The organism is Bradyrhizobium vignae (assembly GCF_900324035.1).
GTDB classification, from domain to species: domain Bacteria; phylum Pseudomonadota; class Alphaproteobacteria; order Rhizobiales; family Xanthobacteraceae; genus Bradyrhizobium; species Bradyrhizobium vignae.
This window is the reverse complement of the sequence record NZ_LS398110.1, coordinates 3561356-3579682: the sequence shown is the minus strand read 5'-3', so window position 1 is coordinate 3579682 and position 18327 is coordinate 3561356. Positions and strand designations below refer to the sequence as shown.

At 64.8% G+C, this 18327-nt stretch carries 21 protein-coding genes; 8 read left to right on the top strand and 13 right to left on the bottom strand.

The annotated features are described in order from the left end of the window. The 12 genes from BRAD3257_RS17400 to BRAD3257_RS17340 form a co-directional block, all read right to left on the bottom strand. The gene (locus BRAD3257_RS17400) at nucleotides 1-330 is read right to left on the bottom strand and encodes a four-helix bundle copper-binding protein (RefSeq protein WP_122402827.1); all 330 of its coding nucleotides are present in this window, start codon (nucleotides 328-330) and stop codon (nucleotides 1-3) included. Nucleotides 331-446: 116 nt separating this feature from the next. After that, nucleotides 447-1391: a cation diffusion facilitator family transporter gene (locus BRAD3257_RS17395; protein ID WP_122402826.1), complete on the bottom strand. Its 945-nt coding sequence runs from the start codon at nucleotides 1389-1391 to the stop codon at nucleotides 447-449. 27 nt (nucleotides 1392-1418) lie between these two features. Continuing rightward, nucleotides 1419-2321: an NAD(P)/FAD-dependent oxidoreductase gene (locus BRAD3257_RS17390; protein ID WP_122402825.1), complete on the bottom strand. Its 903-nt coding sequence runs from the start codon at nucleotides 2319-2321 to the stop codon at nucleotides 1419-1421. Beyond that, nucleotides 2318-3394: a flavodoxin family protein gene (locus tag BRAD3257_RS17385; RefSeq protein WP_122402824.1), complete on the bottom strand. Its 1077-nt coding sequence runs from the start codon at nucleotides 3392-3394 to the stop codon at nucleotides 2318-2320. Before BRAD3257_RS17385 ends, BRAD3257_RS17390 begins: the two co-directional genes overlap by 4 nt. 65 nt (nucleotides 3395-3459) lie before the next feature. Next, a complete protein-coding gene (locus BRAD3257_RS17380; protein ID WP_244607977.1) occupies nucleotides 3460-3663 on the bottom strand; it encodes a hypothetical protein in 204 nt (67 codons plus the stop codon). Further along, a complete protein-coding gene (locus BRAD3257_RS17375; protein WP_122402822.1) occupies nucleotides 3660-3869 on the bottom strand; it encodes a hypothetical protein in 210 nt (69 codons plus the stop codon). The genes BRAD3257_RS17380 and BRAD3257_RS17375 overlap by 4 nt, the downstream gene beginning before the upstream one ends. Nucleotides 3870-4141: 272 nt before the next feature. Continuing rightward, entirely contained in the window at nucleotides 4142-4342 is a 201-nt protein-coding gene (locus BRAD3257_RS17370) for a hypothetical protein (protein ID WP_122406619.1), read from the bottom strand. Between the two features lie 136 nt (nucleotides 4343-4478). Continuing rightward, nucleotides 4479-4685 (bottom strand): hypothetical protein, encoded by a 207-nt coding sequence (locus BRAD3257_RS17365; RefSeq protein ID WP_244607976.1) that lies wholly within the window; start codon nucleotides 4683-4685, stop codon nucleotides 4479-4481. Between the two features lie 559 nt (nucleotides 4686-5244). Beyond that, nucleotides 5245-5991 (bottom strand): Crp/Fnr family transcriptional regulator, encoded by a 747-nt coding sequence (locus tag BRAD3257_RS17355; RefSeq protein ID WP_122402819.1) that lies wholly within the window; start codon nucleotides 5989-5991, stop codon nucleotides 5245-5247. Continuing rightward, entirely contained in the window at nucleotides 5991-9161 is a 3171-nt protein-coding gene (locus BRAD3257_RS17350; RefSeq protein ID WP_122402818.1) for a CheR family methyltransferase, read from the bottom strand. The genes BRAD3257_RS17355 and BRAD3257_RS17350 overlap by 1 nt, the downstream gene beginning before the upstream one ends. Before the next feature lie 342 nt (nucleotides 9162-9503). Continuing rightward, nucleotides 9504-9770: a hypothetical protein gene (locus tag BRAD3257_RS17345; RefSeq protein WP_122402817.1), complete on the bottom strand. Its 267-nt coding sequence runs from the start codon at nucleotides 9768-9770 to the stop codon at nucleotides 9504-9506. Between the two features lie 10 nt (nucleotides 9771-9780). Further along, entirely contained in the window at nucleotides 9781-10788 is a 1008-nt protein-coding gene (locus BRAD3257_RS17340) for a chemotaxis protein CheB (protein WP_122402816.1), read from the bottom strand. Between the two features lie 87 nt (nucleotides 10789-10875). Here BRAD3257_RS17340 and BRAD3257_RS17335 point away from each other — a divergent pair, with 87 nt between their 5' ends. Next, on the top strand, nucleotides 10876-11280 hold the full coding sequence (locus BRAD3257_RS17335; protein ID WP_122402815.1) for a response regulator: 405 nt from the start codon (nucleotides 10876-10878) through the stop codon (nucleotides 11278-11280). A gap of 52 nt (nucleotides 11281-11332) precedes the next feature. Beyond that, the gene (locus tag BRAD3257_RS17330) at nucleotides 11333-11521 is read left to right on the top strand and encodes a hypothetical protein (RefSeq protein WP_122402814.1); all 189 of its coding nucleotides are present in this window, start codon (nucleotides 11333-11335) and stop codon (nucleotides 11519-11521) included. 360 nt (nucleotides 11522-11881) lie between these two features. Here BRAD3257_RS17330 and BRAD3257_RS17325 read toward each other — a convergent pair whose 3' ends face one another. Next, nucleotides 11882-12664 (bottom strand): SDR family NAD(P)-dependent oxidoreductase, encoded by a 783-nt coding sequence (locus BRAD3257_RS17325; protein WP_122402813.1) that lies wholly within the window; start codon nucleotides 12662-12664, stop codon nucleotides 11882-11884. A 170-nt stretch (nucleotides 12665-12834) separates the two neighbouring features. Here BRAD3257_RS17325 and BRAD3257_RS17320 point away from each other — a divergent pair, with 170 nt between their 5' ends. The 6 genes from BRAD3257_RS17320 (at nucleotide 12835) to BRAD3257_RS17295 (ending at nucleotide 18308) form a co-directional block, all read left to right on the top strand. Then, complete coding sequence (locus BRAD3257_RS17320; RefSeq protein WP_122402812.1) at nucleotides 12835-14010, top strand: zinc-dependent alcohol dehydrogenase; 1176 nt, start codon at nucleotides 12835-12837, stop codon at nucleotides 14008-14010. Between the two features lie 12 nt (nucleotides 14011-14022). Further along, nucleotides 14023-14592, top strand: a complete 570-nt coding sequence (locus tag BRAD3257_RS17315) for a hypothetical protein (protein ID WP_122402811.1) — start codon at nucleotides 14023-14025, stop codon at nucleotides 14590-14592. Then, nucleotides 14573-16177 (top strand): alpha-amylase family glycosyl hydrolase, encoded by a 1605-nt coding sequence (locus BRAD3257_RS17310; RefSeq protein ID WP_122402810.1) that lies wholly within the window; start codon nucleotides 14573-14575, stop codon nucleotides 16175-16177. Before BRAD3257_RS17315 ends, BRAD3257_RS17310 begins: the two co-directional genes overlap by 20 nt. A gap of 166 nt (nucleotides 16178-16343) precedes the next feature. Further along, on the top strand, nucleotides 16344-16523 hold the full coding sequence (locus BRAD3257_RS17305) for a CsbD family protein (protein WP_122402809.1): 180 nt from the start codon (nucleotides 16344-16346) through the stop codon (nucleotides 16521-16523). Next, on the top strand, nucleotides 16520-17674 hold the full coding sequence (locus BRAD3257_RS17300) for a DUF305 domain-containing protein (protein ID WP_122402808.1): 1155 nt from the start codon (nucleotides 16520-16522) through the stop codon (nucleotides 17672-17674). The genes BRAD3257_RS17305 and BRAD3257_RS17300 overlap by 4 nt, the downstream gene beginning before the upstream one ends. 73 nt (nucleotides 17675-17747) lie before the next feature. After that, nucleotides 17748-18308: a c-type cytochrome gene (locus BRAD3257_RS17295; RefSeq protein ID WP_122402807.1), complete on the top strand. Its 561-nt coding sequence runs from the start codon at nucleotides 17748-17750 to the stop codon at nucleotides 18306-18308. Nucleotides 18309-18327 lie beyond the last annotated feature (19 nt).

Genomic DNA, 18327 nt, shown 5'->3' with positions numbered 1-18327 from the left:
TCACGCCGCCATTGCGCGGCACGATTGCGCGCAGGAGCGGCAGATCGCGACGCATTCGTCCATGCCGCCGATCCGCGCGCAATCCTCGGCGCATTCGCCGCAGATTTCGGCGCACTCAGCGCATGTATGCTTGTGGTGCGGCGTGTTTATCAGCATGAAATGCGCGGCGGTCCGGCACATCTCCGCGCAGGCCATCATCAGGCGGAAGTGTTCTGGCTCGACGTGCTTGCCGCCTGTCTCGAGGCAGTGGTTCATCGCCGTGCCGAGGCATGTCTGGTAGCAGCTCATGCAGAGTTCGATGCAGCGGGTCATCTCTTCGGATCGGGCCATCCGTTCTCTCCCAAGTTGCGCGTCCATGCCGCCCCTGCTCAACTCAACCAAGGCGACGCTTTCATCGTTCCTGCCCTCCCCCCGATTGTGACGACCTGGAACCACATGATGCGGCTCTAGCCGAAACGCCGCGCCCGCGCCGCCCGGTAGCGGGCATCGGTCTGCGGCTTGATGAACAGCGCCGCCACGCTCGGATGGCGCCTGCGGATCTCGGTCTCGATCGAAACGACGCACTGCTCGATATCGTCGGCGCGCTTGTCGTCGGCGAACTCGATGCTCAAGGCCACCACGACCTCGGCCGGCGATAGCTGCACCGTCAGGAGGCCGTTGGCCCTGAGCACGCCGGGCGAGCGCCTTGCCACCTCTAGGATGGAGCGCGCAAGCTCCGGATCTGCAGGCTCGCCGATCAGAAGGCTTTTGCTTTCGCGCGCGAGCGCGACGGACGCGGTCGCCAGCAACAGCCCGATCAGGATCGAACCAACCCCGTCCCAGACCGGCTGGTCCAGCCATACGGCAGCTGCAGTGGCCGCGGCGGCGATCGCGATACCGAGCAGCGCCGCGCTGTCCTCGAGCAGCACCATGAAAGCCGGAGGATCCTTGCTGCGGACGAAAGCCTGATAGTAACCAAACCGCTCGGCGTCCGACCTGAAGCGCCGCAGGGCAATCAGCCAGGAGCCGCCTTCGAACAGGAATGACAGGCCGAGCACCACGAAGCTGACGATGGGATCTTCGATCGGCTCGGGCGCGGCGACGTGCAGAATGCCCTGAAACAGCGAGACGCCGGCGCCCAGCGCGAAGATGAGCAGCGCAACGATGAAGCTCCAGAAATACAGCTCCCGGCCGTAGCCAAGCGGATGGGATTCGTCGGGTGGACGGGCCGCGCGCCGGTAGCCATAGAGCAGCAGGATCTCGTTGGTCGTATCGACGAGCGAATGCACCGCCTCGCTCGTCATCGCCGAACTTCCCGTCCATGCGGCGGCGCCGATCTTCGTGACCGCGACGAGGACATTGCCGAGCAGCGCCGCATAGACAGAGGTCTTCGTGGATGATCCTGCCGCCATGTTCGCCAATGTCCGATACTCCGCTTCTCACGCCAATCGCGCCGGCACGCTGTTGTGGATGGTGCAGGCGGCAATTGCGGCGTGGCCGAACGAGACCGAGATCTGGTGCAGGTCGGTGACGACGTCGCCGATGCCGTAGAGCCCGCGGATCGACGTGCGCTGATGGTCGTCGACCTTCAGATAACCCTCAACGGTATGCTCGGCACCCAGCGCCATCGCGAGCTGGGAGCGCACCTCAGCGCCCATCGCGGGATAGATCATGTCGAATTGCGCCGTGCGGCCGTCGGCGAAGACCGCTTCGATGCCATCGCCTCTCCGCTGCAAACGCAGATCGGGCGCACGCACGACCTCCACGCCCGCCTCGGCCAGCCGTGACGTTGCGGCCCGATCGTCATCCGGCTCGGTTGCGAGCAGCGTCACGTCGCGCGAATAGCCGCGCAGGAACAGCGCCTTGCCCGCAGCACGCGCCAGCGGGCCGATGACGCCGATGCGGCGGCCGGTCGCCTCGAAGGCGTCGCAGATCGGGCAGTAGCGCAAGAGCCCATCCGCGACGGCGGCGCGCCATTCGTCGAACGGCGGATGGGTATCGACGATCCCGCAGGCGAGGACGACGGTGGCGGCTGCATGCGCGCCGCCATTCCAGCTCGCCAGAAAACCACGATCGTGTCGTTGCAAGTCGGTGACCTCGGCGTCCACGCGCGTGACGGCGAGCTCGTCCAGCTGGGCCGACATCCTTTCGATCAGCTCCGTGCCGGACAGGCCGTGGACGAAGCCCGGGACATTGCGACTGCGCGGGATCAGCGCCGCCCGGCTCGCGCCAGTGTCCACGACGCAGACGCGGCGGCGGAAGCGCGCCAGATAGATCGCGGCCATCAGCCCGGCCGGGCCGCCTCCGACGATCAGGCATTCAAGCGGCGGCGCGCCGGTCATTTGGGTTTGGGGTCCACAAGACCGGCACCGGGATCGCCGAAACGCCCGCTCCTTGCCAGCCGGACTGCGTTGCCGAGCGCACGCGCCGCATTCTGCACCTCGTGCTGGAATTCGCTGTCCTCATCGAGATCGCGATGCGAGGTGGCGTATGGCTCCCTATAGCCGACATAGCCGTCGAGCTCGGCGTAGCGGCCCGCCGAGATCAGCTGCATGTCGGTCAACCAATCCGACAACGCCCGGCGCACGCCCGCGGCGCCGACCGCATCTCCGTGAACGACGACGCCGAAGTGACGGCCGGCGAGATGGCGCGGATAGGACCAGCCCTTCAGCTCCAGCGCCTTGGCCTCAGCGGCATTCTTGCCGTGGGTCGCAGTCGGATCGGGATTGCCGCCATCGGCGCAGACCATGCGGTCCATCATCGCCTTGAGCCCGGTGGGCACATGATACCAGTTCACCGGCGCCACGATCAGGATGCCGTGGGCCGCAACCCAGAGCGGATAGATCTCGTTCATCCAGTCGCCAGTCTGCCCCAGTGAATAGTTCGGATAGCAGCTGCACGGCCAGTGGCAGAGCGGCATGGCGGTGCCGACACAGGTCTTGCAGGGATGAATGGTCTTGCCGAACTCCGAGGCGAGGCGCGACAGATCGAGGATGTCGACGGCAAATCCCATCTCGACGAGGACGGGCTCGGCCAGCTTGACCAGCCGCCAGGTCTTGGACATCTCGCCGGGACAGGTGTGCTCGCTGCGGGTCGAGCCGTTGATGAGGAGAATGCGCGGCGTCTCGTCGGCATCGTCGTGCCGCCGCTGCGCCTCCAGGATTTTTGCGCGCGCATCGAGCCAGTCGACGGCAAGATCGTAGTCGGGATCGGAGAAGCCTGGGCCCGCCTTCCGCGTCAACGGCGCCTTGCGCGAATGGCTGTAGGCGTCCCAGGCCGCAGCGGTGATCGTATCGAGCTCCCGTCCGAGCGGGGCAAAGGCGGGATCGACGAACTGACGCTTGTAGCGGCGCTCGAACTCCTCGCGCGACAGCTTGACGGGTGGCATCCCCTTGCGAACGTCGGCGTCCGTCATGCTGGCTCCTGGCGAGGTCGATATCATTCGACCAACCCGGCGCGCAGCGCGGGGTTCCCAGGGCTCTACCCGCGAGCAGGCTCCTGCGGCACGTCGAATTGCGCGATCCGCCGGTCGAGCCGCCACAGCTCGATGCGATGGACCAGCACGAGCGCGGCCGCTTCGCGCTTGGCCTGCTCATCATCGTCGCAGACCAGATTGATGCATCCGAACACGTGCCCATCAGGATCGATCTGAAACGCGCGGTAATGCTTGATGCTCCCCATCATGTTTGTCCTCGTCTTGGGGAGACGGGCGCGCTCAACCAGTCTGTCAGGTTCGAGGTGACTTCGTTCTGTTTGGCGCGTTGCAGCAGCATCTCACGTTCCCTGCCCGGCGGCAGGGTGCGGGCGCGCTCGCGGGCGTTTTCGGCGAAGGCGGCCAGCCGCTCCTGGAGCGATTGGGTCTGTTTCCTGCGGTTACGTTTGGCGGTCATTTGCACTGTCGCGGATAATCGGTTGGAAGGAAATCAGCCCCGGCGGGGGATCTGGCGCCGGGGCCCAAATTCTATTGCCACTCAATTCGCTTACCGGCTGGGGCGGCCCAGCCCGGCAACGTTTGTAGCTTCCGCCGCAACAGCCGGTTCCGGCATTTCAATAAGTTAACGCTGCATGAGTTCGCGCGAGCGAGATCCGGACCGCGCCGGAACCGAAATGTCAACGCGCATATTCAAAGACGACTTGAAGGCGGATCATCATGGCAGACAATCTATTCGGGCGGCTGCAGGCCCGGCGACCGCAGCCACTCGCTCATCTGAGACCCTGTTTCCGCCTGGCGCGCCTTGCGCAACATCTCGTCGCGCGCGGCGCCGGGCGGAAGCGTGCTCGCTTGTTGGCGCAGTCGCTCCGCCTCGGCGGCGAGCCGCGCCTCCAGAGTCTCTATATGCTTGAACCGATGTCGCGTCGTCATCAGGCGTTCTCCCTGGTGCACGAGGTCGAGCGCGCCGTTGCGTTCTGACGTCTGGCGGGTGCCGAGCCGCGCAGCCTGGCAGACGGTCAACGTTGTGGGGGAGGAACGGTTGCCCGTTTCTGCGAAAAGACCGGAGCTATGGTTCCTCGTTGTCCCGGCGCGCCTTGATCTCCGAGCGAAGCATGGCGCTGTCCATGATGGCCAAACGCAAATCGTTCACGGTTTCGCCGTAGTGACCCGCAGCCTGTCTATGCTGCTCCCGAAGGGCGCGGCTCTCCTCGATAGCACGTCTAGCGCGGGCAAACAGGGAATCAGGCATCAGCCATGATGCAACAGAGTTCAACGGCACTCTCTTGCATAGGTTACTCATATTGCGCCAATCGCTCAAAGAGCCTCGCTCATTAACTTGGATCAAGCCTTCACAACCCCTCTCGGACGGTTTCTCAACCTATGATCGATGTCCGGAACGGGAATTGACCGGCAGATCCCCGATTTCCTTGGCCGAAACGCCGCGGCAGGTGTATGGTCAGTTCATCACCGGCTAACGCCCCGCCCGTAGGCGCCGGTGGCTGAGAGACGTAGGGTGCTCCCGCCTGCATGATCATCCGGGGAGCGCCCGATGGCGAAGCAGTCTCACTATCCTTTGGCGTCCGACGAGAAGCACGCGGAGCAGGTTCGCAAGGCCATCCGTGAATCGTGGGAGGTATTGACGCTTCCCCGACCGGATACGTTTCTCGGCCGACGAACTCACGAGCCTTTTCCAAGCGAACAAGGTGAGGGTGCGCAGGACAGACAGCCCCGCAGACCGCGATGATCGCAAGGGGGCCGCTCCGGCGACGTTCCGGCGGGATGTCACCGACGAAGCGGGTCCCGATAACGAAGGCCGGCTTCATCGCGTCGCTTCAGTCTCCTCGATAGAGCTGCAGATAGCTCGGCGAGTATAGCGCCGCGTTCTTGAGCGCATCGAGGTCTGGGATGGTCAGCATCCGCTCGCGCAGGATGATGAGCCCCGACGCGCGCAGCTCCTGAAGAGTCCGATTGAGGTGAACGACGGACAAGCCCGTGGCATCCGCGAGATCCATTTGCGTCACCGGCATGACGCAGGAATTGCCGTCGACCATCCCCACGACGCGAAGCCGCTCGAACGTTTCGCAGAACAGATGGGCGACGCGCTCAACCGCCACGCGACGGCCGAGATTGATCGCCCATTCGCGTTGAATGGCGATGTTGACGAGGGTCTCGCACCAGAACGCCTCCGCGAGCGAACGGTCGCCTGCCATCAGGCTCTCGAATCGCGCGCGCTTGATCTCGCTGTAGACCACAGGCGTCATCGTCGCGATGGAATGATCCATCACCGGGAGCAGGAACGCATGCGCATCGCAACTCTCGCCCGGGAAGATGAAATTGACGATTTGGCGTCGCCCATCCTCGAGCGTCTTGTAGCGACAGAGCCAGCCGGACAGGACGACGCGGACGCTATCGACAGGGTCGCCCTCGGAGATCAGGTCCTCGCCCGCTCCGGCACGTTGGAGGCCTTCGAGCATGGCATATTCGAGCGATGCGCGGGCCTCGGTCGACAACGGCCTCAGCGCGCTCAGCCGGCGAATGACCGGCTGCAATGCGCTGCGATCGACCGTCGACAACGGCATCAGGCCGCCACCACGGGTGTGTGGAAGGCGCGCTTGCTCAGCGGGACGGTGATTGTGCATTGCAGCCCCGCAGGGTTGAATATCATCTTGGTTTGGCCCTTGAACTCGAATGCCAGCGTACGCTCCAGAAGATCGGTACCAAATCCTTTTCGAGGCCTCGGGGTCACGGGCGGCCCGCCGCGCTCCCGCCATTCGAACACCAGCTCCGCGGGCTCAACGCTCTCATCGACGCGCCAGGTCACTTCAATGTGACCGGTCGGCTGGCTCAGGGCGCCGTATTTGAGCGCATTGGTCGCGAGCTCGTGGATCGCGAGTGCGAGGGTTTCCGCCGCCTTGGGCTGGAAGCGCACCGTCGGCCCGGAGACCCGCATCTGCTCGCCTTCGCGGGCATCGTAGGCAAGCAGCTCCTCGATCACGAGATATTCGAGATCGACGCCGCCTTCGGGATCTCGGGTCACCAGCGCCTGGGTGCGGGCAAAAGCGTTGAGACGACCATCGAGATGAGAGGCGTATTCCTCCACGGTAGAGCTCGTTTCCGCCGAGCGGCGGGCGATCGACCGCACCACACCGAGCGTGTTGCGAACGCGGTGCTGGAGCTCGGCCAGCAGCAGGCGCTGGCGCTCCTCGGCGCGAGTGATCGCGGTGACGTCAATGAAGGTGATGACGACGCCCGCGATGAAATTGTCGATGCTGCGGTAAGGCAGGATACGCACGATGTAACGGGTGCCGCTGTCAGGCGCGGTCAGCTCGCGCTCGACGCTCGCCAGCGTGCGCAGCACGCGGCGGACGTCGTCATAGAGCTCCTCGATCGGGATGCGCGCCTTGATATGGCTGATCGGCCGGCCCGTATCGGTTTCGACGAGATGCAGCAGGTGCGTGATCGCGGGCGTGAAGTTCATCACGCGCAAATCATTGTCGAGGAATACAGTCGCGATCTGCGTGCTCTCGAGGAAATTCTTGAGGTCGCTGGTGGCGCGCGTCAATTCCTGAACACGGTGGGCCAGCTCGCCGTTGACGGTGGTCAGCTCCTCGTTGACCGACTGCAATTCCTCACGCGAGGTCTCCAGCTCCTCGTTAGCCGACTGAAGCTCCTCGTTGAGCGACTGGTATTCCTCGTTCGAGGATTTCAGCTCCTCGTTGGTGCTCTCCAGTTCCTCGATGGTCGCCTGAAGGCGCTCGCGCGTGGCGCGCAGATCGGTTTCGAGGCGCTCGACATGCTCAGTGCGTACCAGCGCGTTGGGGTTGCCCTGATCGGCCTCGATCATTCGGACCGGGCCGTCCTTGAACAGCACGACGAAATTTCGGTGACCGCCCGCGCCGTCCTGGACCGGCTCGACCGTGATGTCGACCACGACACGGTGACCGTTCACCCCGAGTTGCACCTGCTCGGCATGGACGGGCTCGTTGGTCTCGACAGCGCGGCTGAGCGCGGTGCGCAGTTCGAGGCGCAGATCGCGGTGCACGAGCTGAAGCAGGTCGAGCGAGGCGGCACCCGCCGTCGGCTCGATATAGCGGCCGGTGCGCCCCGAGAAGTGCAAAATCTGGAAATTGTCATCGGTGATGACGTAGGCCGGCGCATAGCGCTCTGCGATGCGCTGGGCGCGCCGCTCCAGCCCGACGTCGGGACCGAACGAGCGCGGCGCCGGCACTTCGGCCGGCACCCTGCCCGCCACCGTCGTGATCGGAAATTCCGGCGGCAGCCGCGTTCCGGTTTCCAGCTTCTTGAAGATGCGCGCCCGTCGGTCGACCGGCGCGAACAGCTTCGGGTGCCGCGTCACGTTCTCGGAATTTCCGAGAAACAGATAGCGGTCCGGCAGCAACGCGAAGTGGAACAGCGGGATCACCCGGTTCTGCAGCTCGGCATTGAGATAGATCAGCAGATTGCGGCAGGAGACGAGGTCGAGCTTGGAGAACGGCGCGTCCTTGATGACGTTGTGCTGCGAGAAGATGCACATCTCGCGCAGCTCCTTCACCACGCAATAGGTGTCGCCCTCGCGCACGAACCAGCGCGCCAGGCGCTCGCTCGTCACCTCTGCCTCGATATTGGTACGGTAGCGCCCCACCCGTGCGGTCGCCAGCGCCCGTCCGTCGATGTCGGTGGCGAAGATCTGCACCTGCGGCGCGGATTCCATCCGCGCCATATGCTCGCGCAGGAGGATGCCGATCGAATAGGCCTCCTCGCCGGTGGCGCAGCCGAGCACCCAGACGCGCACCTGCTGCCCCGCACCCTTGCCCTCGAAGATCTTCGGGATGACTTGGGTCTCCAGCACCTCGAATTCGCGTTTGTCGCGGAAGAATTCGGTGACCCCGATCAAGAGATCATTGAAGAGGTGCTGGGCCTCGTCCTTGTCGTTCCGCAAGTAATCGACATAGGCAGCGATGTCGTCGATCTGGACCACTTGCATGCGCCGCTGCACGCGGCGCAGGAAGGTGTTCTGCTTGTAGCCGTGGAAATCATTGCCGGTCTTGTTGCGCAGGATGTCGGCAATGCGCGACAGCGACGACGCGGCCGCTGCGAGCACCTCATCGAAGCCCTGCTTCTCTTCCAGACGCCTGAGATGACGGGCATAGACCTGGATGTGCTCGGGAATATCTTCCGGCGGCAGCACATAGTCGGCGATGGCGGCGGGCGTGTTGCCGTTGCGCAGATGCTCAGCCTCGTCCTGGCTCGCTACCCTTTCGGCGATGGCGAGGCCGCCGTGATCTTTGAGCGTCGCCGTGCCGAGCGTGCCGTCACCGCCGGTGCCGGCAAGAATGACGCCGATCGATTGCTCGGAGCGTTCCTCGGCCAGCGAGACCAGGAAGCTGTCGATCGTGGCCCGCTCGCCGGGCGCCTGTTCGGCCTTGCGAATCGCGAACCGGTTGTTCTGGATCGTGGTAATCATCGCCGGCGGGCACAGATAGACCATGCCGCCTTCGATCGCGTGGCCGTCGCCGATATCGGCGACCTTGCCGCCATTGGACGCACGCACGATTCCGCGCAGCCGTTGCTCGTCAAAACTCTCGTGGTGCTGAAGCGCCAGCACGATGGCCTGATCGGCGCCTAAGCTCAGCTTGGCAAAGAAGCGCTCGATGCTGTCCAGCGCACCGGGCGAGGCGCCCACTCCTATGATCAGCGGAGTCTTGATCTGGCGCTCTCCTTGGACCGGCTGGTCGCCGACGTCATGCATGGCTCTGATGGCTCTCGTTCGCTCGCCGGGACCAACAGGCGCCCGGCTCCTGCAAATAACAGAAATCAATATTATCCCAATAGATCAAACGCAAAAATGTCCCGAAGCGTTCAGCGTTGTCAGCTCCGGCCGAAAGGTCCATGCTCGCCAGCACTGCGAAGGAACCCGCGATGCCCATCTCCGAGGAGCTCGCCGGCCTGATCAGGCGGGCCGAGCGTGCGACCGCGGAAGCCCGCCGCTTGCTGGCCGAGAACGAGCGCTGGCGCCGGTATACGGAGCGTCAGCTCGATACCATGTTCGAGCTCAGCGCGGAGTTCAGGAGAGCTGCCGTCCTTTCCCCAACTACCCCGCCGCGACCTCCTGCCGGAGATACTCGACCCGCTGCTCGATCAAAACGCGGTGGCGCTCCCATTCCACCAGGGTCTGCCTGAGTAGGCTGACCAGTCGTTCCGCCTGGCGCGTGTCGTGTCCGCCCGCCATCAGCTCGCGCACCCGATCCTCCTGATCGCGGATGCGCCTCCAGCCCTCCTCGATGTCTCTATCGGCCTTCACCAGGAGGCTCTGCTCGATGTTGAGTTGCGCGGTGCGTTCGGCAAGGGAGATGGCCATGGCAGAGCCTTCAGGCCTCCGGTTTGCCCACGGGAGGATCAAGGGACTTTAGCACAACGCGCCGGATCATGTTGGCATATTCGCGATATTCGCGTGCCCGAGCCTCGTACATCTCGGCGACGGCAGCCCGGCCGCTGCGCCGGCCGTCGGCTGCCATGCGCTGCACCAGCTCCGCGCGCTCCTCGATGATGCGCAGCGCCACGCGCAGGGCTTCGTCGACGCGCCCCTCCTGCTCCTTGGCGAGAGCATCGGCGGTGAAGCCGTGACCCACCTGGCAGCGGAAGCGCATCGGTCGCGCTTCCTTGACTTCCGAAAGCACGCCGCCGCAGGCCGGGCAAGTCAGCCCGACAGGGTCCGCAATTGCGCTGAGATTGTCGCTGCCTACACGCTCCCCAGCCGCGATCTCGACCTCGAGCCTGATCTCGGGGGGGACCGGCAGCGCGGCTCCGGCCGGCTCCCTGACGAGCTCGGACAGCACGTCGCCCATGGTGGCGCCGGAAACGCAGAGATCGACTGTAGTCGCTTCCATTGCGCGCCGCGGCATCTCGTCCGAGATTGCGTCCGCGGGATCCTGCACCACGGCCATCCCGCCGCAGCGCTTGATGGCGTTGAGACCGGCCGCGCCGTCGGACAACAGGCCGCTGAGGAGCACGCCGACCACGCGCGGGCCGTGATAGAGGGCGGCAGAGCGGAACAGGGCATCGATCGCCGGCCGCACCATGTTCTCGCGCGGCCCTCGGCCGAGGACAACGCGATCTCCAGCGAGCAGCAAATGATGGTCCGGCGCACCCAGATAGACGTGACCAGGCTCGATTTTCATGCCGTTCTCGGCCTGCCGGACCGGAAGTGGGCCGGCACTGCTGGCAACCGTCGAGAGGATGCCGATGCCCTGCGCCGGAATGTGCAGCACGACGAAGACGGCAGCCGGCAAATCCGCAGGCAGACGGCCCAAAATCTGCTTCAGCGGCGCGGTCGCCCCGGCCGAGCCCCCGATCACGATGATGTCGCGGTTTCCCATGGAACCCACCTTCGATTGCATCGTTTGCACCAAAGTGGGTCCCGGTCTTATGTTCCTATCCGCCTGGAGGGATTGCTGGAGGGGATCATGTCCAGTTCTCACGCATCGTCTCGTCAGCGCGCGCCCCTGACTGGGCGCCGTATCCTCGTGGTCGAAGACGAATATTTTCTCGCAGACGACATCGGACATGCGCTGCGAAAGCTGGGCGCCGAGGTTGCAGGTCCGGTGGGGGACATTGAGGACGCGATGGCAATGCTGCAGGGGGCCGGCGTACTCGACGGCGCCGTGCTCGACGTCAACATTCGGACGGAGCTGATTTTTCCGGTCGCCAGGGAACTCAGGGCGCGCGGCGTGCCCTTCGTGTTCACCACCGGCTACGACAGAATCAGCATCGCGCCGGAATTCCACGACGTGCCGCTCTGGGAAAAGCCGATCGATGTCGCAGCCATGGCGCGGACTCTGGCGGGACTCATCGGCGATCGGCGGGCATGACACGCAACGCAGCGCATCCTTCCCCACTTCTCGCAGTGGAGTGTGACGTTCAATGATCTACCTACCTGATACCGCCCTCGATGAGCAGATGCTCAGCCAATCGCGTGAGCTGGTGCGCGAGGGCATGGCGCTGCTGCGCAGCACCGACCATCTCGTGAGCGCCCAGCGCCTGCGCGATGAGCTGGAGGAAGAGCGCCGCAAGCCGCCGCGCCGGGACCGCAAATCGGGGAAGGCCCGCTGATCTGCGCCGCGCAGCCGATCGAATCAGAACAGATGTGCGACAGCAAGCCAGGCGGTCACCGCCAGGCACAGGACAATCGCGGCGTAAGGTAGCGCGACGCGCAAGACGGCAAGCTCCCCCAATTCAGCTGATCATCATCCAGACAATTGCCACCATCATCACGAGAAAACCCGTGACCGCAGTCGCGACAAAGGCTTGTTCGATGCGATCCATCGCCATCGCAGCCCCCCTCTTGTTTCAGCCCGTACAATTTGACGGTTTCGGGGCCGCTGTGCATTAGGCTATGTGAATCGGCGGGCGCCTTTGTTGTCGGCCCGCAACACGGTTCGCGCCACTCCGTGAAATTGCGACGATGTCGCTCTACGACCTCGCGGTGCCCGGCTCCGCCATCTTGCGATGCTGCCTGGCCAGCATCTCGTTCGGCGTGACGCTCGCAACCGTGGTCTGAATCTTGTTCTTCAGTCCGGTGACGATGTCGGCGTCGCCGCGCATCATCGCATCGAAGCCGGCCCTGGCGACACCGTAGGCGCCGTCCTTCTTCTCGGTGCCGACCTTGGTATCCATCATGTCGGCGCGGCGGAAGAACTCGGTTTCGGTCGCACCTGGCATCAGGCAGGTGACGGTGACACCGCTGTCGCGCAACTCCTCGCGCAGCGCGAACGAGAATGAATCCAGGAACGCCTTACTCGCATTGTAGGCGGCCTGGAAACTGCCCGGCATGAAGCCGGCGATCGAGCCGGTGATCAGGATGCGGCCGGCATTGCGGCGGAGCATCTCATTGCCGACGCGGTGGATCAGATACAGCGTGCCTGTGATGTTGGTGTCGATGAGGTGCTTCACCCTGGCAAAGTCCTGGTCGAGGAAGGCTTTGCCGAGGCCGATGCCGGCATTGGCCAGCAGCGCATCGATCGGCCGGTCGCCGAGCGCGGCGCAGAGCTTGTCCACGCCCTCGGTGGTGGCGAGATCCGCCTCGACCGGCTCGACGCTGCCGCCGAGCCGGCGCAGATCGACGGCCACCTGCTCGATCGCGGCCTCGTCCGCCGCGATGACGAGGTTGAAGCCTGCCTGCGCACAGCACCTGGCGAGTTCCAGACCGATACCGGTTGAGGCGCCTGTGACGACGGCGAGTTGATTGGCGGGCATGCGGCAAATCCTCGGATTTGGACCCTTGGGGAATTGAGGTGATGACGCTCAATCGCCGCCCTGCTCCCGCGTTCCTATTTGCGCAGTGCGAAGAATTTGCGCGGGGCGATTAGCAACCATCGTTCCTTCCTGGACTTAGATGCCAAGTGATTCAAGCGGGAGGACGGACGATGAAGGCGCTGGTCTGGCACGGCAAGGAGGACATAAGGTGCGACACCGTCACTGACCCGGAGATCCAGGATCCACGCGACGCCATCATCAAGGTCACGAGCTGCGCCATCTGCGGCTCCGATCTGCACCTCTTCCACAATTTCATTCCGGGCATGTTGCCCGGCGACATCATGGGCCACGAGACCATGGGCGAAGTGGTCGAGGTCGGCTCGGGCGTCGACGGCAAGCTCAGGAAGGGCGACCGCATCGTCGTGCCCTTCACGATCATTTGCGGCGAATGCGAACAGTGCAAGCGCGGCAATTATTCGGTGTGCGAAACCACCAACCGCAAGCGTCATCTGGCCGATAAGGTGTTCGGGCACACGACAGCCGGCTTGTTTGGCTATACGCATCTGACCGGTGGCTATCCCGGCGGCCAAGCCGAATATCTCCGCGTACCCTTTGCCGACGCCACCCACATCAAGGTGCCCCCAGGCATTCCCGACGAGCAATTGCTGTTCCTCAGCGACATCTTCCCGACCGGCTGGCAGGCCGCCGTGCAATGCGACATCGAGCCGACCGACACGGTCGCGATCTGGGGCTGTGGTCCGGTCGGGCAGATGGCGATCCGCAGCGCCATCCTGCTCGGCGCCAACCAGGTGATCGCGATCGACTGCCTGCCCGAGCGGCTCAGCATGGCGGAAGCCGGCGGTGCCACCACGATCAACTTCGAGACCGAGAGCGTGGTGGAGCGTCTGAACGAGCTCACCGACGGCAAGGGACCGGAAAAGTGCATCGACTGCGCCGGCATGGAAGCTCACGTGATGCCGTCCCGGCCAGACACCGTGCTCGACCGCGCCAAGCAGATGGTGATGCTGGAAAGCGACCGGCCGCACGTGCTGCGCGAGATGATCTATGTCTGCCGGCCCGGCGGCATCATCTCCGTCGCGGGCGTCTATAGCGGCCTCTCCGACAACATGCCGATGGGCGCCTTCATGAACAAGGGCCTGACGATGCGCACCGGCCAGACCCACGTCAACCGCTGGACCGACGACCTGCTCCGCCGCATCGAAGAGGGCGAGATCGACCCGTCCTTCGTCATCACCCACACCGTCCCGCTCGCCCAAGGCCCGGAGATGTACCAGGTGTTCCGCGACAAGCGCGATTCCTGCGTCAAGGTCGTGCTGAAGCCCTGAAGGAGCAGGCTTATGTTTCATTTCTCCAACATCGTCCGCACCAAGGGTGATCCGAAGATCGTCGAAGGCGGCCCGAGCCTGAAACAGCCCGCGGACCAGCTCGCGCGTGCACTCGGCTGGTTCAGCATCGGGCTTGGCGTCGTCGAACTTTTCGCGCCAAGGCGCGTCACGGAAACGTTGGGCATGGAAGGCCGTGAGACGATGGTCCGCGCCTTCGGCGTGCGCGAAATCCTCGCAGGCATCATGTCGCTGTCGATCGACAAGAACGCCGGCCTGTGGGCCCGCTTCGGCGGCGACGGCCTCGATGCCGCGGCGCTGCTCTCAGGGCTGACGTCGAATAATCCCAAGAAGGGCAACATCGCGCTGGCGCTGCTGATGGTCGGCGGCATCGCCATGCTGGACTACCGCGCCGCACGGGACACCAAGCCGCGGCGACCGCCGCGCAACGCACGGCGCAAGCTCTATCCCAACCGCAGCGGTTTCCCCAAGGGCATCGAGAGCGTCCGGACTGCGGCTCGGCAGATCACATCGCATGCTGGGCATAACGAGGTGATGCAAGGTGATGAGCGTCGAGTCCCGTGACGAAGCCGCGTGGTGGGAATCCGCCGTCATCTACGAGATCGCGCTGATCTCCTTCCAGGACTCGAACGGCGACGGCAAGGGCGACCTCGCCGGACTGATGTCGCGCATCGATTACCTGAAGTGGCTCGGGATCGATGCGGTGTGGCTGACGCCGATCTACAAGAGCCCCTTCCGCGATCTCGGCTACGACATCTCCGACTATTGCTCGATCGAGCCCGCCTTCGGCAGCCTCGACGCGTTCGATCGCCTCCTCGAAGCGCTGCACGCCGCAGGCATCCGGCTCATCCTCGATCTCGTTCCCAATCACACCGCGAACGATCATGCATGGTTCGTCGAAAGCTCGAGCTCGCGCAACAGCGCCAAGGCGGATTGGTACATCTGGGCCGATCCTGCCGAGAATGGCGGGCCGCCCAACAACTGGCTGAGCCGGTTCGGCGGCAGCGGGTGGGAATGGTGCGAGGCACGGCGGCAATATTACTATCATTCCTTTCTGGTCGAGCAGCCCGACCTCAACTGGCGCAATCCGCAGGTGCGTGCCGCGATCGCCACTTCCATGCGGTTCTGGCTCGACCGCGGCGTGGACGGCTTTCGCGTCGATGCCAGCGCGGTGCTGATCAAGGACCACCTGCTGCGCGACAATCCGCCGAACCCGCAAGCCAAGAGCAAGCCGCCACCGCAGCGGCAGACGCCGGTGTTTACCGACGACCGGCCCGAAACGATGGATTGCATCGAGTTCATCCGCGAGGTGATCGACGCCTATCCGGGACGAATGCTCTGCGGCGAAGTCCAGGGCAAGACCGACCGCATCGGCCACTTCTACGGCAACGGCCGGCCGCGCCTGCATTTGCCGCTCAATTTCGCCCTGCTCGATTCCAAGTGGGATGCGCTGTCGCTGCAAGCGACGATCGACGCCTATTTCAATGCGATCCCTGAACATGTCTGGCCGGTCTGGGTGATCGGCGGCCACGACAAGCAGCGGATCGCGAGCAAGATCGGCGAGGCGCAGATGCGCGTGATGGCGATGCTGCTGATGACGCTGCGCGGGACGCCTTTCTTCTTCATGGGCGACGAGATCGGCCGCAAGCGCGTTCCCATTCCGCCGGACCGCGTCCACGATCCCTTCGAGAAGCTCGTGCCCGGATACGGGCTGTGCCGCGATCCCGAACGCGCACCGATGCGATGGGATGACAGCCCGGGCGGCGGCTTCACCACGGGCAGCCCATGGCTGCCGCTGGAGCCGCCCGAGGGCGCGGCCAACATCGCCGGCCAGCAGCGCGACGAACGTTCGGTCCTGGCGCTGTTTCGCACGCTGATGGCGCTGCGGCGCGACCATGCCGGGCTGCGGCGGGGCGGTTACGCGCCGCTGCGCTCCCAGAACGACGTCCTGGCCTACAAGAGGATGGATGGCCGTAACGAATTTCTGGTCGCGCTCAACATCGCGGCCGAACCGCGGAATTTCCACTGGCAAGGCCGCGGCCGCCTCTTGCTGTCGACGCAGCTGGACCGGCGACCCGAGCCCTTGCCGGATGCTTCCATCCTGCTCCGGGGCAACGAAGGCGTGATCATCGCGATTGAGCCCCGGTGACGGCCCGAAGGAACCATCCGCCTCTCGAAGCGTCTCATCAACGCTTCCGGCGTCCCCCCGTCGCCGGAGGCAATTTGGACGGAACCGCAGCCCCGGCGCTCACGCCCCCTTCGGGCGCCGGGGAAGCGGCGCGAGCCCTTAAGGAAGGACATATCGGAGGCAGCTCATGGGCAAGACCAAAGGTCTTCAGCACCGGATCGCCGGCAGGACCAAGCAGGCCGTCGGCGAGATCATCGGCGACCAGGATCTGCACGATGACGGCAAGGCGCAAGCCGAGCGCGGGCGCGACGAACAGGACAAGCCGAGCGAGCTCAATCCGCTGAAGAAGCTCAAGCAGCTGACGTGAACGCAGAGCCGCGACCAGCGCTTGCCAGCGGGGCGCGGCGCATCACCGGCGGGCGGCGACGTTCGCGCTGGATCGCCGCCGCCGAGCTCGGCCTGATCAGCAGCACTTTCTCCACCATCGTCAGCCAGCTCTTCGCCGCCCGCATCGGCCGCGATGCCGCGGTCGACTGGATGACGGTCGCCGCCATTCCGGCGCGCGATTGGGCGATCAGCAGCGAGCCATCCTGGAGCACGATCCTGGCCGGGATCGCCTTTCACCAATGGGCGGATTTTTCCTGGGCGTTGGTCTTCTTCGGCGTGCTCGGGCGCTGGACTGCCGACTTGCGGCCGGCCACGATCCTGCTGCTGGCGCTGCCCTGGGCCGTATTCTCATCCAGCGTGGAATGGTTCGCGCTGGTGCCGCTGTTTCCGTTCTGGCAGCCGCTGTTCACGCTACAGCAGCCCTACTGGATCGGGCTGCTGGTGCATGGCTCCTCGGCCGTGATGTATCCCCTGTTCGCCCGCCTGCGCTGGAGGCGCGGGCATGCGCCGGGACGCGACGTGCGGTTCACCAACGCGTGGACCACCGGCGCGCTGGCCGTGATTGCAGTGCTCGGGGCGATCGCTTTGTTCGGCGGCCATGGATACGAGCTGCCATGGATGGGCCGCGACAGGGATCAAGATCAGGCTTACATCCGGCATATGAGCACGCACCACGCCCAGGGGATTGAGCTGGCGCGGACGGCTGCCGAACGCGCGCAGGATCCGCATCTGCGAAAGCTCGCGATGCTGATGGTCGCGAGCCAGACCGGCGAGAACCGGATCTTCGAGAATTGGTGGCTGAGCTGGTTCGACACGGAGATGCCCGATTGCAGCACGGAGGAGCGTGCGGCGATGCCGGGCTTCCTGACGCCGGCCGAGATGCGACAGGTCAAGACCGCGCCGCCGGACCAGTTCGACAAATTGTTCGTCGAGACGATGGGCAAGCATCACCGCGGTGCGGTCAGGATGGCCGATCAGATGTGGCACAGCCGCGGCGATCTGCGCCTGCGCATCATGGCGCAAGCCATTCGCCACGAGCAGCAGGGCGAGATCGCGCTGATGCACGGCGCGAGCGGCCTCGCCGCCGTCACCACCGCCGTCCGTAACATGCTCGGCGACAACGTCAATTGAGCGCGAGGAACCTTGGTTCGGCGTCTCGATTGAGGATCGTAGGTTCCTGAATTCAAGCGATCAGATGCAACGGATGGCCGGCGTTGTTCTCCTTGGTCTTGCAACCGCTTTGGCGGGATGCCAGCGGGAAGAGCGGCAGTTGCGGCTCGATCCGCCGATCGCCGATGCGCTCGACAGGGTAGCGCTGATGCCGAACCGCATCAGCGGTGCGCCGCCGGACGTCTATTTCGTGCTCGGCAAGCCCTATGAGGTCAACGCCTACAATCTCAGCCAGGGCAAGCGGCTCTATGCGTGGTTCGGCTGCAGGAGCTGCCATGGCGACGGCCAGGGCGGCAGCGGCCCCGGCTTCCTCGACGGCTGGTGGTACTACGGCCCCGAGATGGTCTCGATCTTCGCCTCGATCCGTGATGGGCGGCCGCACGGCATGCCCGCGTTCGGCAACAAGATGACGACGGATCAGATCTGGCAGCTCGCCGGCTATGTGCAGACGATCGGCTCCTACCAAGGCAAGACCGCCGCACCGAGCCGCAACGACGAGAAGCAGACCCGGCCCGCGGAGAACCGCGCGCCGGCAAAGCTGTTGTTCGATGAAGGTCCCTCGCCCGTCCATCCGGACCAGGGACCGACACCGTGATCCGCGCCGCCCGCAAAGC